The sequence below is a fragment of the Undibacterium pigrum genome, from assembly GCF_003201815.1.
In the GTDB taxonomy this organism is placed as follows: domain Bacteria; phylum Pseudomonadota; class Gammaproteobacteria; order Burkholderiales; family Burkholderiaceae_D; genus Undibacterium; species Undibacterium pigrum.
Map to the genome: position 1 here is coordinate 370,359 of NZ_QJKB01000002.1, position 15,590 is coordinate 385,948.

Annotated in this window: 12 protein-coding genes; 6 read left to right on the forward strand and 6 right to left on the reverse strand. The window is 50.0% G+C overall.

Features of this window, described 5'->3' with window-relative positions; translation table 11 throughout:
* From DFR42_RS08620 to DFR42_RS08630, 3 genes are all read right to left on the reverse strand, one after another.
* The gene (locus tag DFR42_RS08620) at positions 1 to 2,091 is read right to left on the reverse strand and encodes a TonB-dependent receptor (protein ID WP_110254986.1); all 2,091 of its coding nucleotides are present in this window, start codon (positions 2,089 to 2,091) and stop codon (positions 1 to 3) included.
* An 87-nt stretch (positions 2,092 to 2,178) separates the two neighbouring features.
* Positions 2,179 to 2,439 carry a hypothetical protein gene (locus DFR42_RS08625; protein ID WP_110254574.1) on the reverse strand — a complete coding sequence of 87 codons (261 nt, stop codon included), beginning with the start codon at positions 2,437 to 2,439 and terminating at the stop codon, positions 2,179 to 2,181.
* A 40-nt stretch (positions 2,440 to 2,479) separates the two neighbouring features.
* Positions 2,480 to 3,982: a DUF4331 domain-containing protein gene (locus DFR42_RS08630; protein ID WP_110254575.1), complete on the reverse strand. Its 1,503-nt coding sequence runs from the start codon at positions 3,980 to 3,982 to the stop codon at positions 2,480 to 2,482.
* Between the two features lie 323 nt (positions 3,983 to 4,305).
* On the opposite strand from DFR42_RS08630, the gene DFR42_RS08635 reads away from it, so the two are divergent.
* The gene (locus DFR42_RS08635; protein ID WP_110254576.1) at positions 4,306 to 5,727 is read left to right on the forward strand and encodes an RtcB family protein; all 1,422 of its coding nucleotides are present in this window, start codon (positions 4,306 to 4,308) and stop codon (positions 5,725 to 5,727) included.
* Positions 5,728 to 5,796: 69 nt separating this feature from the next.
* Here the strand turns inward: DFR42_RS08635 and DFR42_RS08640 are convergent, their stop codons facing one another.
* On the reverse strand, positions 5,797 to 7,326 hold the full coding sequence (locus DFR42_RS08640; RefSeq protein ID WP_110254577.1) for a peptide MFS transporter: 1,530 nt from the start codon (positions 7,324 to 7,326) through the stop codon (positions 5,797 to 5,799).
* A 485-nt stretch (positions 7,327 to 7,811) separates the two neighbouring features.
* Between DFR42_RS08640 and DFR42_RS08645 the strand changes: the two genes are divergently transcribed.
* Positions 7,812 to 7,991, forward strand: coding sequence for a hypothetical protein (locus tag DFR42_RS08645; protein ID WP_110254578.1), 180 nt, complete (start codon positions 7,812 to 7,814; stop codon positions 7,989 to 7,991).
* Here the strand turns inward: DFR42_RS08645 and DFR42_RS29125 are convergent.
* On the reverse strand, positions 7,972 to 8,109 hold the full coding sequence (locus tag DFR42_RS29125) for a hypothetical protein (protein ID WP_170133457.1): 138 nt from the start codon (positions 8,107 to 8,109) through the stop codon (positions 7,972 to 7,974). The genes DFR42_RS08645 and DFR42_RS29125 overlap by 20 nt on opposite strands.
* A gap of 26 nt (positions 8,110 to 8,135) precedes the next feature.
* Here DFR42_RS29125 and DFR42_RS08650 point away from each other — a divergent pair, with 26 nt between their 5' ends.
* Entirely contained in the window at positions 8,136 to 8,546 is a 411-nt protein-coding gene (locus tag DFR42_RS08650) for a glutaredoxin family protein (protein ID WP_245936892.1), read from the forward strand.
* Positions 8,547 to 8,665: 119 nt separating this feature from the next.
* Here DFR42_RS08650 and DFR42_RS08655 read toward each other — a convergent pair whose 3' ends face one another.
* Positions 8,666 to 10,624, reverse strand: a complete 1,959-nt coding sequence (locus DFR42_RS08655; protein WP_110254579.1) for a methyl-accepting chemotaxis protein — start codon at positions 10,622 to 10,624, stop codon at positions 8,666 to 8,668.
* A gap of 460 nt (positions 10,625 to 11,084) precedes the next feature.
* Here DFR42_RS08655 and DFR42_RS08660 point away from each other — a divergent pair, with 460 nt between their 5' ends.
* From DFR42_RS08660 to DFR42_RS08670, 3 genes are all read left to right on the forward strand, one after another.
* Positions 11,085 to 12,200, forward strand: coding sequence for a hypothetical protein (locus DFR42_RS08660; RefSeq protein WP_170133458.1), 1,116 nt, complete (start codon positions 11,085 to 11,087; stop codon positions 12,198 to 12,200).
* 484 nt (positions 12,201 to 12,684) lie between these two features.
* Positions 12,685 to 14,013 carry a M16 family metallopeptidase gene (locus DFR42_RS08665; RefSeq protein ID WP_110254581.1) on the forward strand — a complete coding sequence of 443 codons (1,329 nt, stop codon included), beginning with the start codon at positions 12,685 to 12,687 and terminating at the stop codon, positions 14,011 to 14,013.
* 4 nt (positions 14,014 to 14,017) lie between these two features.
* Positions 14,018 to 15,421 carry a M16 family metallopeptidase gene (locus tag DFR42_RS08670; protein WP_110254582.1) on the forward strand — a complete coding sequence of 468 codons (1,404 nt, stop codon included), beginning with the start codon at positions 14,018 to 14,020 and terminating at the stop codon, positions 15,419 to 15,421.
* Positions 15,422 to 15,590: the final 169 nt, after the last annotated feature.

The following is a 15,590-nucleotide window of genomic DNA, read 5'->3' on the forward strand; positions in this document are numbered from 1 at the left end:
TTAAAAATTAAGAGTGAGTGCTACACGCAGCGCGCGCGGCTCTGCCGGGTGGCTATGTATATCATTGACAGCAGCAGCTTCGCCCGGTAGCCGCGATGCATAGTAATAATCCACATCGCTGACCTGACGGTTCAGGAGATTGAGCACTTCCGCAGTCAGCTTGACATTCTTGTTGATGGCATATGCCAGCTTGGCATTGACCAGGGTAGAAGCGGCAGAGCGTACGCTATTGTCTTCAATCAAGGGACGGCCACCAAAATAACGCAGACGCAAGCCGCCTGACCATTTGTCGTGATTCATGGTGATACCTATGGATGCAGTGCGCTCTATCGAACCCGGTACATACTGGCCTGCCACATCATGATCGCGAAAACGAGTACGCGAGATGGCAAAGTCCGCATCAATAATAAGGTCCTGAGACGCTGTGTAATAGTTCGCGATTTCTATGCCGGTGCGGCGGCTGGGGCGGCTGGCTTCTGTCGTACCAGCGTCTCCAGTGAACAAGAGTTCAGAGGCCAGGTCCAGCTGCCATAGCGACAGCGAAGTTTGCAGATTGTTGACCAGGCCGTTGAGGCGCACACCCAGTTCTTTACCAGTGGCCTTGACCAATGGGCTGGCCCTGGTCACGGGATTGCCATCTGCATCTGTTTTCAGGCCAGTTTTTGGGTCTGCCGTTTGCGTCGTGCCGCGCGCATCATTGCTATGGAAACCCTGGCCCCAGTTGGCATAGACTTCCGTATCCTTGTTCAGGCTGAAAATGAGCGACATTTTGGGGCTGAAAATATGGGCATTGAGCTTGCCGGAATTGGCCGCCAGATTGCTGTTGACATCAAAGCTATATCTGTCTGCACGCAGGCCAGCCACTGTACGCAACCAGGGCTGCCATACCGTGGTGTTGGAGATATACAGGGCGGCACTGGATTGTTTGACCTGATCTTCCCGCGTGGTCGACATTAACTGCTGCGCCCTGGTGCTATATAAGCCGACAGGCGACAGGCGGTCAGCCCTGAATTGCATACCTACACTGGTTTCAGAGTCAAAACCTGCCAGCTGATGTGTCCATTGACGTTCGCCATCCCAGCCAAATACCGTGCGTTGTTCAGTCTGGCGGAACTGGTCACCATTCTCTGTATCATCCAGTGCATAAGTGAAATTGCTGTGTAAATCGAGATGCGAGCGTATCAGGTAGGCATTTGCCTTGATGTTGCCACCGTCGAGCTGGCGCTTCCAGTTCATCGACAGGCTATAGCGGGCTGTCTTGCCGCCATCTGTAGGATCTATGCTGCCAAATCTATCCAGCAAACCAGCATTCAGGGCACGTTGCGGTATCTGGTCGGTGGAACGCCAGGACGCCTGCATGGCCATGGCTGCCAGGCGGAAATCATCTTTATTGCTGGTCCAGCTATACGACAGCAAGGCATTAATGCGCTTGAAATTTTCTGGCGTATTCCAGGGGCCGTCCTGGCCTGATACATCCAGCCCAGCCAGTAAAATGCCAGGGCCAGTGTTGATGGAGTTGGCCAGCAATGCACGGCGATAGCGGTTTTGTCCAAACTCCACACTGGCCAGGCCTTGTTTCAGGCTGCGCTTGTAATCAAATGCGGCGGCTCCGGCTGCCGAGAAATCACCTTCCTCAGCATAGTAAGTGCCTTTTTTGTAGCGTATGGTATGGATGAGTTCAGGGATTAAAAAATTCAGGTCGGAATAGCCTTGTCCATGTGCATGGCTGGGCATATTGACTGGCATGCCGAGTACGCTGGAACTGAAATCAGTGCCGTGATCCAGATTGAAACCACGCAAATAATATTGATTGGCTTTGCCATCGCCAGAATGCTGGGTAACGATCATGCCGGGTACGGCTTCCAGTAATTCTGCAGTACGCCCCAGCGGCCGGTTCTCCAGCTGGGCTGCGGTGATCATGCCCTGGTTTGCTGAATCTGCCAGACCTATCTGAGCGGTGGTATTGCCTGCGATGATGACAGTCGCCAGCGAGTCGCTGGTATTGCCTTGTACGCCACCTGCATGCGCCTGCATTCCTGCCAGGGGAGCCAAAGCAATGCAGATAAAACCTGATTTCAGTAGTGAGCGCATGTCATTTCCGGACAATAAATAAATGGCAAAATGTTTGGAACCAGCCCGGCAAAAACGCATGTATGCCGGGCCGGGGACTGCAAACTGCTAGTTGATAGTTACCGGTTCAGTACCTTCCGGCGCAGTCACTATCGCCGCATCAATGGCTTGCGGTTCTGCTGTATCTGCGCTGGTACTGAACAAGTTCAATACATATTGCGTGAATGTATCGATAGTGGAAGTGACGGGTATCGTGGTTCCCGTGCCTGTGCCCGTATTGCTCGCTGCAGGGCTGCTACTGCCCCCGCAAGCTGCCAGCATGAGCGTCAGCGTGGTGCCGGCGATCAGATAATAATGTCTTGCTTTCATGATGACTCCTTGAGTATGGTATGCACGATGATTCAGACGCTTAGCGTTTAAGCGCACCGGCCACAGGGGTTTTCAGGTAAGGAAAGGCATTGTCCGTAAAGCTGCTGTCGAGATAAGCACCGTCAGTGAAATCTATGCTGCCAGCGGGTGCATCGGCAGGTACGCAGCCTATGCTCAGTACGCACAAGCGGCCCATGACGACGCGCAAGGCAATGTCAACCACATCATCACCTGGACGGCGACCATTCGGGAAACCAGCACTGTCGCCAGCGATGACACCCAGGCGATTTTGCGTTGCACTGACCGGCGTTGTCGTGTTCAGACGCAGCATTTCAGATGGTGTGACCGTTGCTGGCTGATTGACACCCTTGATACCGGTCAGGAAAGTCGCGACCAGATCATTGCGCGGGAAGTTGGTAGGCGCTTTGACACCAGCACTGCCGAACAAGACTTCGACCAGGGCGGGCAGGGTAGGGTTAGTCACATAATTGATGAACTGTGCATCACCACTTGGTTTGCTGTGGTTGAACTGATCCTTGTCCTTGAGGCCAATCACAACTTCATTCACCAGTGGCATGCCCAGACGCGATACTTGTGTCCATGCGCCGCCTTCTTTGGATGCCGCACCTGTACTGCTTGGTGTCGGGTTAATTGCGCGACCCTGGCGCAGGCTGGCTGTGGTCCAGCCACCGATGACGGCTTCCTTGCCATTAGTCAGGCAGGTAGTAGGCACTTCCATTTCTATTGCCGTGACGTTTTTCATGGCGAGGTCATCATGACCTGCTTTTTCTGCATTTGGATCAAATGCCGTGGCAGGTGCCTTGATATTGATGAGATCAAAGGTTTCACCCAGGTTGACTACGAAGGGGTCTTTGCGCTGGCCCACAAAGACCTTGCCCGGTGTGGCGCAGCCGGGGATATTGACGGCAAACACATGCTTGGCAGCATAGCCCGCATAATCGGGGATGGATTTGTTACCGATGTAGTCAACCGGTTTGTCAAAAGTGGTGGAACCGGTAGTTGCATTGGTAACAGCCTGGCGTGTGCCGGTGCGGCGGTCACCAGTGACCATGGTGACGGTATAGGTTTCACGTACATTCAAACCAGCCGGGTTGACGCCATCAATTGCGCCGCCATTGATGACCAGCGGAATAGACACTTTCTTGCCGCCAACAGTAAACTGCGCATCATTATTGGTATTGCTGAAGCGAAACTGGAAAGTCAGATGCTCTTTGCCATCACCGACATTGTCGATGTGGATTTCATACAGGGCATCCGGGTCCATGGAAAAATAATTCGGTCCGCCGTAGGCATCTTGCAGCGGGGAGTAATTGGCGATCAGGGTAGTAAAGGCGCTGCGGTTTGCTTCATAGCTGCGGAACATATAAAAATCTGCTGCATCCACTTTTGGGTGGCGGGTAATAAACGGCGCTTCACGGTGACTGGAAGCCTGTGCTGGCAGGGATGCTATACCGCTGAGGCTTCCTGCGGTGACCACGGCGAGCAGAATTTTCTGAGAGAATCCTGATGTTACTTGTCTCATGACCAACTCCTTGATTTTAGGAAAATAAGTGTAGGAAAAATGCCTCTTGTAATTGAAAAAAGAGAAAAAAATCGCGAGGGGCATTCTTGATACGTGGGCTGGTGAAGTTTGGATGCATTTTTTTTAAAGAAATTACACAATTTGTTTTCACGGGATTTCTGGCCGGGCATATATTCACAAGTTCACACAAGGCATAAGCAAGAAATTTGCACATTCTGTAAATATCGCTATACTTAATGTTCTCCTCTTGGCGCTGCTGCTAGAGGTACAAATGCCCCCGAATCGCCGGAGGCGCACCTGTACTTCAAATTTTGGTAGCAGCCATGACTTCTATATCTCGTGTTTCTATACCTCGTGTTTCTATATCTCGTTTGCAATCTGCCCTGCAAAGACAGGGCATCCATGTTGAACATGCCAATGGCATATTCCAGCTTCATCATGAACATGCGCAGGCAACAGTCTTGTTGCCTGACAGTCTTCCTCTGGAAGAAAAAGCAGTAAAACAATTGATGGCTTTTGCTGCTGTCAAATCCGCCGACGGCCATCATGCCGTATGCAAGGCATGTGCCACGCCTGACTTTCATCCGGGCAGTATTGCGCCGGTAGGTTCCATCGTTGCCACTGATGCCGGTTTTGTGATTCCCGCAGCCATAGGCACGGACATCAATTGCGGCATGCGCTTGTTGACGACTGGTTTTAATTTGTCCCAGGTCAGTCAGCATAAACAGGCATTGATACGCCAGTTGCAAAAGGTCTTGCTGGAAAATGGCCGGGATGTGCCTGCCCATGCCAAAGCATTTGCCGCACTCAGCGATGCTGGTCCTTCTGCTTTTCTGGAGTGCCTGCCTGATAGCGGCATCTGGGCCACGGCAGACCGCGACCGCCTGCAACAAGAGCTTGCCGCCTGCATAGGATTGCAGGAATTTGCTGGTGCCCGCCGTTATGCGCCAGAGGCCTGGTTCAATCGCGATGGCATTGTGCGTGACCCCAGCCTCGGTACGCCTGGCGGTGGTAACCACTTTGTCGAGTTGCAGATCGTCGATGCCGTCTTCGACCGCCACCTGGCTTATCGTGCAGGCCTGGCCAGGGACGATATTGTCGTCATGATACATAGCGGCTCACGTGACGTTGGTTTCTATGTAGGTCAGCGCTGGATGGACAGGGCCAGGGCCGAATGGCCTGCCGGTCTCAAGCATCCTGACAGCGCCTTGTATGGGCTTAGTGGTGAACTGGCTGAAGAATACCTGCAGGCCATGGGCGTGGCAGCCCGCTATGCCTGGGCCAACCGCATGGTATTGGCAGAACTGGTCAGGCAGCAATTACAGGTGGTGCTGGGTGATGCCAGGTCATCCCTGATTGTGGATGTACCTCACAACGTCATCTTGCGTGAGCATGGCATGAACATCCACAGGAAAGGCGCAACTCCGGCGCGCGAGGGTGACCTGGCTCTGATACCCGGTTCCATGGGGGATGCCAGTTATCTGGTGCAAGGCCTGGGCAACCCTGACTGGCTATGGTCATGCAGCCATGGCGCAGGCCGTCGTGTACGCAGGCAGGATGTGCGACGCCTGCGTCATGGCAATACCGATGCCAGCTGGCAATGTGTGACCCTGCGCGAAGAGCGCAAGGTGGAAGAAGCACCACAAGCCTATAAACCCATAGGCCCGGTGATAGAAGCGCAAGAAACCGCAGGTCTGATCAAGGCCGCAGTCAGGCTGAAACCGTGGGTGACATTCAAAGCCTAAATGTAATCAGCCATAAAAAATCCCCGCGCAATCATCATTGGGCGGGGATTTTTTTATGCAGCGAACAGCTTAGTGGATGCCGTGCATTTTCTTTTTCATCCAGTTGTTCAGCAGCATCAGGACGATACCTGCACCTATCGGTATCAGGGTAAAGATCAGGAAGAAGACTGACAATGAATAAGTTTCAGAAATATGGTCGATATAACTACCGGTGTAACCAGCCAGTTTGTTGGCAATCGCAGTATTGAGGAACCAGACGCCAAACATCAGGCCCAGCAAACGTGCCGGTGCCAGTTTACTGATGTAAGACAAGCCTACCGGGGAGATACACAACTCGCCCATGGTATGGAAGAAGTAAGCGGCGATCAGGAAGACCATGCTGACACTCGCTGTTTTTGCACCAGCCGGGATGCTGGAAGCGCCATACGACAAAGCGGCAAAGCCCAGACCCAGCAAGACCAGGCCAACACCAAATTTAACCGGGCCGCTTGGATTCCAGTGTTTTTCCCACATTTTGGAAAACATCGGTGCCAGGATCACCAGGAAGAAGGAGTTCAATACACCAAACCAGGTAGCAGGCACGCTGGATTGATCAAGACCAAATTCACGTTGCAACATCCAGATGACCAGTACCCAGATCAAGCCTATGCAAACTACCAGTAAGGCATTCGATAAGAGATAGCGTTTTGCCGTACCAGCAAACAATTTGATGAGCAGCCAGGTCAGGATGATGGTCGGTATGACGGTCATCAGACTGTTGACAATCTTGAACAGCATGCCACTGGTACCGACCAGGTTGCGGTCAGTATAGTCGGCAGCGAAAATCGTCATGGAACCACCTGCCTGTTCAAACGCAAACCAGAAAAAGATGGTGAAGAAAGAGAAGACGCAAATTGCTTTCAGACGGTCTGCCACGATATGAGGGGCAGCTTCAGTTTCCACAACAGCAGTGCCAGTTTGTTGGGATTTGGCGAGACCAATATCGCCAAAGATACCCTGGCCAAAATAGAACTGGATCGCACCCAGTATCATGAAGGCGCCAGCCAGGCCAAAGCCCATAGGCCAGGAGATATTTTCACCGATGTAGCCGCATAACAGGATGCCGAAGAAAGCGCCTGAGTTTACGCCCATGTAGAACAGGGTATAACCACCATCACGACCGCCTTCATTTTCCTTGGTATACAACTGACCAACGATGGCAGAGATATTTGGTTTGAACAAACCAGTACCGGCAACCACCAGGCCCAGGCCGGTGTAAAAAGTTGCCGGGGTATCAAACAGCAAACAGGCATGTCCGGCAGCGATGATGAAGCCACCCAATACGACAGAACGGCGGCTGCCCAGTATCTTGTCGGCGATAAAACCACCGAGGATAGGGGTCAGGTAGACCAGGCCAGTGTACCAGCCATACAAGGCTGTCGCATCAGCACGGCTCCAGCCCCAGCCGCCTTTGGCTGCGGTAGTGACCAGAAACAATACCAGCAGCGCGCGCATGCCGTAGTAAGAAAACCGTTCCCACATCTCTGTAAAGAACAGGACGAACAAGCTATCCGGGTGTCCCAGAATAGTGTGTGCACCTGGCGTTTGAATTTTGTTCAAAGTGCTCTCCAATAATTATTTTGTATAAAAGTCGCAGCTGGCCGCAAAATTTTTTTCAATGCGTACCTGTAAATGATGTGAATTGAGTCAATTCGGCGCGTAGCTTACCACGACAAAAATCTCATATAAAAAGACATATGCTGCAATGCAGCAAAAATTCCCTTGCATACCCAGCTTGCATGCTTTATTCAGAAGACAACTAATTGTGCTGGGCTTTTGCCATTCTTACTTGCAAAATAAATATCAATAAGACAAAATTTCTGTGCGGATGCAATAGTTAAATAGTGTTAAGTGAAATATATTTGATGGTATTATTTTGTTCAATTAATAATTTCAAAAAGACATGTAGCCCATTCTCAAGGTGTACCCGATGTATTGAGACTTGGCAGGCAAGGCCGGTATTACTGCTTAAACCAGGTATTTGACTTGGGGGCAAATGCTCTGGTGTGGTCCTGTTCCCCCATCAATCAATAAGGAGACTTTAGATGTTCAAATCAACAACAAAAAAATTAATTGCACTGGCATTGGCAATTGGCTGCAGCGCTGCGTTTGCTTACCCTCCTCCATTTTATTTCTGCAATAAGATCTGCATCAAAGAAGGCCCACGTGGTTCTGAGGCCTGGGCTGCCTGCATGGAGGATTGCCTCAACGGTTATCCTGAATAATGATTTTTTGAAACCTGGCTGACACCAGGCCAACCAGCGAGCGGCTGGCCTGATGTGGCTGTTCCACGACAGTGACCAGCAACAGGCTGGTCACTGCTTGCATGACAAACTTGTTCATCACATTTTATTTATCTGGAAACCAGCATGAAAACAGCAAAGACGATACTGACCTATGCTCTCATCATTGCCGTGGGATTGTTGATAGGCTATGTCGCACCACGTCTGCCCATGTGGTTGAAGCCTGCTTATCAGGAAGCCGACTATTCTGCCCACTTCCAGAATACCAGCAGCAAGGTGCTGATGTATGGCACTGCCAGTTGCAGCTTCTGCAAAAAGACGCGGGCGTATTTTGATGAAAACAAAATCGAATTTACTGAGCTGGATGTAGAAAAATCTCCGGCTGCCGCAGCCAAACATGCAGAGCTTGGTGGTGAAGGTGTGCCTGTGATCATCATAGGCAAGCGTATGATACGCGGCTATCAGCCTGAAGTATTTGCCGGGGCTTTGCAAGTCATGAACATGGACAAAGTCAAAACTCAGACTGCGGCGAAATAAGTTTTAGCAAGCCGCGATTATAGACCGCATAAAAAGTAGACCGCATAAAAAATGGACATCAAACACAAAGTTCTGATGTCCATTTTTTTACTGCACGAACTGCCCGGGCTGTTCAGAAATTAACTGACCTTGAACACCAGCAGGGCCTGCCATAATTTCTGTGCTTCCTCTTTTAGCGAAGCTGCAGCAGCAGCAGATTCTTCCACCAGTGCGGCATTTTGCTGGGTAGTCTGGTCCATCAAACCTATCTCATTGGTAATCTGCGCAATGCCGTGACTTTGCTCGGTAGAGGCGCTGGAGATTTCATTCAGGATAGTCGACAAGCCTTCTACCGATGCCAGTATCTCGGTCATGGTTTTACCGGCATGACCTACCACTTCAGAACCTACATCCACTTTGGCTATCGAGGTTTCTATCAGTGACTTGATTTCTTTCGAGGCAATGGCGCTGCGTTGTGCGAGGTTGCGAACTTCAGATGCCACCACGGCAAAACCGCGGCCCTGTTCACCGGCACGTGCAGCTTCTACTGCGGCATTCAGGGCCAGGATATTGGTCTGGAAGGCGATACCTTCTATCGCTGCGATAATGTCGAACATCTTTTTGGATTCGCCAGAAATGTCCGCCATGGTGTTGACCACCTTGTCGACCTGGGTACTGCCACGCTGCGCTGTTTGGGCGGCAGAGACTGCCAGTTGTCTGGCCTGTTCGGCATTGCCAGCATTTTGCCTGACGGTCTGGTTCAGGCTTTCCACACTGTTTGCCGTTTCTGCCAGCGATGATGCCTGGTTCTCGGTTCTTTCTGAAAGGTCGATATTACCCATGGCAATTTCACCCGAAGCATTCGAGACAAACTCGCTGCTATCACGTATATGCGTGACCATGGTCTTGAGTTGCTGTTGCATGCCATGCAGGGCATACAGCATGCTGCTGTTGTCACCTGGCTTGAGTGTGACCACCGTAGTCAGGTCACCCTCGGCCACGCTTTTTGCTATGCCTACTGCCACATCAGGCTCACCACCCAGCGGGGCAATGACCAGCTTGTTGATGACAAAAGTCAGGATGGCCGACACTACCAGCACGCTGAAGATGCCAATGAAAATGGCGGTATTGCGCAGGTAATTGACGTCGGCCAGTATCTTGTCTTCCGGCACACTGATGACAAAAGACCATGGCGTTGTTGTTGCACCTATCTGTACAGGCACGTACATGCGCTTCACCCTGGTCTCCATGACGCTGTGCTGTATGGTGTCGCTGTAATTCTGGCCAGCCTTGATGGCGGCTTTGGCCGCTTTGGCTTCGGCACTGTCACCCATGCCCTGCCCTACATTTTTGGCATCGGCATCACCGATATAGATACCGTTGTTGGAAATCAGGCTGGCATAACCGGTTTCATAAGGATGTATCTTGCTGACATCTTCCTGGAAACCTGCCACCGGTAAATCTACCGTGACTGCACCAACAAACTGACCCTTTGCATTGACCGGGATGGTGACCGTGGTCATGAACACATCCTTGCCAGCGATCTTGTACATATACGGTTCCAGCAAGACTTCATTGCCGCTTTTCTTGGCCAGCAAATAATAATCTCCAGCACCTTCTTTTTCATAGTCGGTCAGGGCTTCGACCTGGGTCTTGCCGCTGCCACGGTTCCAGTAAGGCAGGTAGCGGCCAGTGGCATCATGCCCTTCCTTGCCTGCATATTCGCTGTCCTTGCCATCAAAGGCATTGGCTTCCCAGATCGTGCCTACACCGGTAAATTCCGGATGGCCTTCCAGCACGCTTTTCAATAACAGATCAGCCTGTGCACGGTCTGCCTTGCCGCTGGCTTGCATGGCAGCCAGCTCAAATGCCAGGCTGCGCGCCGCATGCAGGGCGAGGTTGATACGCTCAGCCACCTTGCCCGCATTATTGATGGCCAGTTGCCTGGCGTATTGCTGGGCAGATTCTTGCTGCATGTTGCTGGCCTGGCTGGTCAGCAGGCTGATGGTCACGGTAAAGCCTGCCAATACCATGGCAATAACGGCAAAAAGCATTTTGGCGCGCAAGCCAAAGCGCGTATTTTCTATTGTTGTTGTCATTGTAATGATGTGTGGATGTGAAGCCGTTTCATTTGCTGGTATGCATAGTATGCCGCCTAGTTTGCGTCAGAAACAGCATTCAATGAATTAGTTGTGAGAATTTGCAACGATTAGAATTCTTCACAAAAACCGAATGGTTTTCGTAGCGTCACATTGAAAAAATTACTTTGCCTTGAAAAGTCTCAATATACCGAGAAATTCATGCAATTGGCAAAAACAAGGATTTAAAGCCAGTGGCCGCATTAGCAAAGCGCTGGACAGCAATTTACTTATGAGACGCGCTATATGCTCCTATATTGCAGGTGCCTGCATACGCGCCACGAGAAAGTCTACCAAAGCCCTGAGTCTTAAGCTTTGGTGTCTGCATCGCATTATTATCTTTTTGATCAATATGGATGCTTTAATCGTATTTTATTTATGACATATAATCGCAAAATCTTATAAAAATCAACGTATATAAATGGAAAAATTGATGTTTTTGACGCGAAAATTGTCGTATTTCCCCCTGGTTTGTCTTTTAGTCGCTTGCGGCGGTGGGGGAAGTGGAAGTACGAGTACCGGTAGTACCATTAACAATGGCGGATCAGCGGCAATTGTTAGTAGTTTAAGTGAGGATCAGCGACAGTTCGAAAGTTTTTATTTGCAAAGCAATGGCGGTGCATATCAATTTCATTGGGGCATTGACCAGTTGTCGATAGACTTTGCAAATCTGCTTACTACACTTACATATGCTGAGGCAAAAGACTTAATTGAAGAAAACCGTTTCACGATAGCGCAATCACCTTTGAATTTTGGATCACAAGCAGAATCAAGAGAACATTATGTTTCTGGAGATACAAAGAAAATTGATACTCGATACTACAATGCATATCTGATTAATGGTGCAATTGTCTATTCCATAGTAGCCGAGTCAGATGAGAATCCATTTCGTTATTCCTATGTTGGTAATACAGTTCGTATGGATATTCTTGCATTAGACAATAAAACCATTATTTCAAGTTATCAACTTGAAAATCTGCGCAGCAGAGACCTGATTGGCGGTCTGATCAATACGCCCGCAGAAGCATTGGTTGCTTATGCTGACCTGGCTCAATACCTGGTATATAAAAAAAGCCAAGCTAGCTATTTGCCGGGTGCTAAATACTTACTAGCCTCAAAAAGAATATTGACCGACACATTCATGATAGATGATTGCGTACCAGTCCTGAGGAAAGTCACAAGCATAATTCCATGCTTTGAAAACAGTAATTTACAAGACGCTCTCTCCAAGGGAATCAAGGCATATGGCAAAACCTACTTCTTAAATGAAGGGACCGTTTCCAAGCCTGCAGGTACTTCTGTTTGGATCAGTAATTCCCCTAGGAAGGACATCTTTACTGGCAACGAAAAGCATTACCGTTTTTTTGCCGAGATAGGTGGGAAAATTTATCCTGGTGATCTTCAGTATGCTGGACAAATGTTACTTGGAGATCAAGTGTATGACAGAAAAGCAGATGCAGCCCCATACCTTGATTATTCAGTCTATCTAAATAAACCGGCCAGAGATAGCTTTGTCGCAGCGATTTTAAAGCGCTGATGCTACTCTGTTGATAGAGAAGGTCGGACCCGGGGTCATTTCAGCTTGATATGTCATATTAAGCCAGAGTCAGAGGTTGAAGGATAGGGACTGATCATTAAAAGCAAAAAACCCGTCATGTGTTCATGGCGGGTTTTTTTGTTTACGGTAGACGTGGAGAGTAGAAATGCAGACAAAAGGCATTACGCGATTTTTACCTGAATTATTCTTCTTGATTCTGCAATCCACTGTTCTGTTGATTAAAGACTGTCTACACCAGACGTTCAAGCGCATTCGATATGCTCATCTGGATTCGAATTGCAGGTGATTGCTGGAGTGGTTTAATTCAGATATGGTGTAAAAAACTAAAGTTTCTGTACTTTTTATATCAAATGCGCCAATGTGTTGTTCTGATGGCAAAGATGCATCTGATGCCATGAATAAAAATCTGAACTTGGAATTCTTTTTCAGATCATAGTTATTTTACAAAAAAGGGAGAGCAACAATGAAGTGGAAAACCCTGGTTGCCGCTGGCAGCCTGTTGGGCGCCTTAAGCATAAGCGGCGGTGCGGCGCAGGCAGTGACCCTGGAACAGGTAAAAACCTTTACCCTGCCCAATGGCATGAAATTCCTGGTACTGGAAAACAGCACCATACCAAATGCGAATATGTACACCTACTGGAAAGTCGGTTCGCGCAATGAAGTGCCTGGTATCACTGGCCTTTCGCATTTCTTTGAGCACATGATGTTCAATGGCTCGAAAAAATTCGGCCCCAAGCAATTTGACCGCACTATGGAAGCCAATGGTGGTGCCAATAATGCCTATACCAACAATGACCTGACGGTGTACCAGGACTGGTTCCCGGCAAACGCACTGCCTGTGATTTTTGATCTGGAAAGTGACCGCATTGCCAATCTCAGCATCGATCCCAAAATGGTTGAGAGCGAGCGTGGCGTGGTCTTATCCGAGCGCAGCACTGGTCTGGAAAACTCCAATCTGCGCGCCTTGTGGGGCGAAGTCTATGCGGCGGCCTTCCGCGCCCATCCTTATGCTATTCCTACGATAGGCCATGAATCCGATATCAAGGCCTGGACACAGGATGACTTGCAGCGCTATTTCAACGTCTATTATTCGCCAAACAATGCCGTGGCCGTCATCGTTGGTGATGTCAAGGCAGCAGAAGTCAAACGCCTGGCTGAGCAGTATTTTGCCAATGTCCCGCAACGCGCCCTGCCACCGGTAGTACGCACGGTAGAGCCCGAGCAAAAAGGCGAGCGCCGTGTGTTCGTGCGCAAGGAATCTGCCACTGCTGCCAATCTCATGCTGTCATACAAGATGCCGGCAACCAGCAATCCTGATTACTATGCCCTCAATGTCATCGCCAGCATACTCACAGACGGCAAGACTTCGCGCATGTACCAGGCCCTGGTAGACCAGCGCCTGGCAACGCAGGTGGGGGCGGATCATGGCAAGGCCTTTGACCCTGGTCTGTTTAACTTCTTTGCCGTGGCAGCCAACAAGGTGCCCGCTGCCAAAGTCGAAGCCGCCATGCTGACGGAAATAGACAAGCTCATCAAGGATGGCGTCACCGTTGAAGAACTGCAAAAAGTGAAGAACCAGAAATTGCTGAACTTTTACCGCACCCAGGAAACCATCAATGGCAAGGCGGCACAGCTTGGTGAATATGAAGTGTATTTTGGTGATTACAAAAAACTCTTCGATGCACCTGATGCCTATCGCAAACTGACGCCTGCCGATATCCAGAGCGTCGCTGCCAAATACTTCAAGAAATCACAAAGAACAGTAGGCGTGCTCGCCGCTGTGGAGGAATAAGAAGATGATCAGTAAAAATATAATCGGCCTCAGCCTGGCCAGCCTGAGCTTGCTGGCAGCGAATAGCCACGCTGCTGAATTTCGCCTGCCAGCCTTTGAAACCACCAAACTGCCCAATGGCCTGACCGTGTATCTGATGGAGCGTCATGACGTGCCCCTGATCGCCGTACGTGCTGTAGTCAAGGCTGGTGCCGTCAGTGATGCAGCCAATGCGGGTCTGGCCAATCTGACTGGCGACGCCTTGTTACTGGGCAGTAGCAAATACGATAAAAAGACCCTGGACCAGACTTTTGATTTTCGCGGTGGCCGTATTGGCAGTACCACGACCACAGAATCGACTTCCCTGAATGCTGATTTCGCCAGTGCCGATGTCGATGTACTCTTGCCCATCTTTGCTGACGCCATGTTGCGCCCGGTATTTGAAGCAGAAGAATTTGGCAAGCTGCGTTCACGTACTGTGGATGAACTGAAGCAAGCCAAGGAAAGCCCGCGCAATGTCGTGCAAGCTTATTACCGCAGTATGTTGTTTGGTAGCGGTGCTTATGCCAACCCAGTGTCAGGCACAGTCACCAGCGTGACGGCATTGCAGCCTCAGGATGCCAAAAAATTCCATCAAAGCTATTACCGCCCTGAAAATGCCGCTCTGGTGATTGTTGGGGATTTCAAACCCAGTACCATGCGCGCCCAGTTGACCAGCCTGTTCGGCGCATGGAAAGCCACAACTGCCGCACCTGCTATTGCTGCCAATGGCAAGGTAGAGGCAGACAAGGCCCGCGTCTGGCTGGTCAACAAATCAGATGCGGCGGAAACCACCTTTGTCTTTGGTGGCAAGGGCATCGCCCGCAATGACCCTGACTATGTTCCACTACAAGTCCTCAATACCATTCTTGGTGGGCGTTTTACTTCCTGGCTCAATGATGAGTTGCGCGTCAATTCTGGTCTGACTTATGGTGCTGGCAGTAGTTTTAGCCCATTGTCAGAAACCGGCAGCTTTGCTGTAACCAGTTTTACCGCCACTCCCAAGACCGAGGCGGCACTGGCATTGGCCACCAAGACTTACCAGCGCCTGTGGGACAAAGGGATTGATGCTGCAACCCTGGAATCGGCCAAGGCCTATGTCAAAGGGCAGTTTCCGCCGCGTTTTGAAACCAATCAGCAACTTGCTGGTTTGCTGGGCGACATGTTTGTTGCCAGGGTAGGACGTGAGCAAATTGATCACTTCATGCGTGATGTGGATGGCCTTAATGTAGACAAAGCCAAACAACTGGTGGACAAACATTTCCCACGCAATAAACTGCAAATGGTATTGATAGGCAAGGCCGAAAGCATACGCGGCATTGCTGCCAATTATGGTGAAGTCACTGAACTCGACATTACTGCCAGCGGTTTTGCACCGGGCGCAAAATGAGTGCTTCGCCATAGTAAGCCTTCAGTGATCGCCTAACTAAGCTGTAAAAAGCCTGTAAAGCGCTTACAATGCAATAAAAACTCCGCCCCAATATGGGGCGGTAGTTTTTTATAGGGCATAAAAAATTATCAAATTAGCCCTGAAATTATTGTCAAGCTGCGATTAAGCT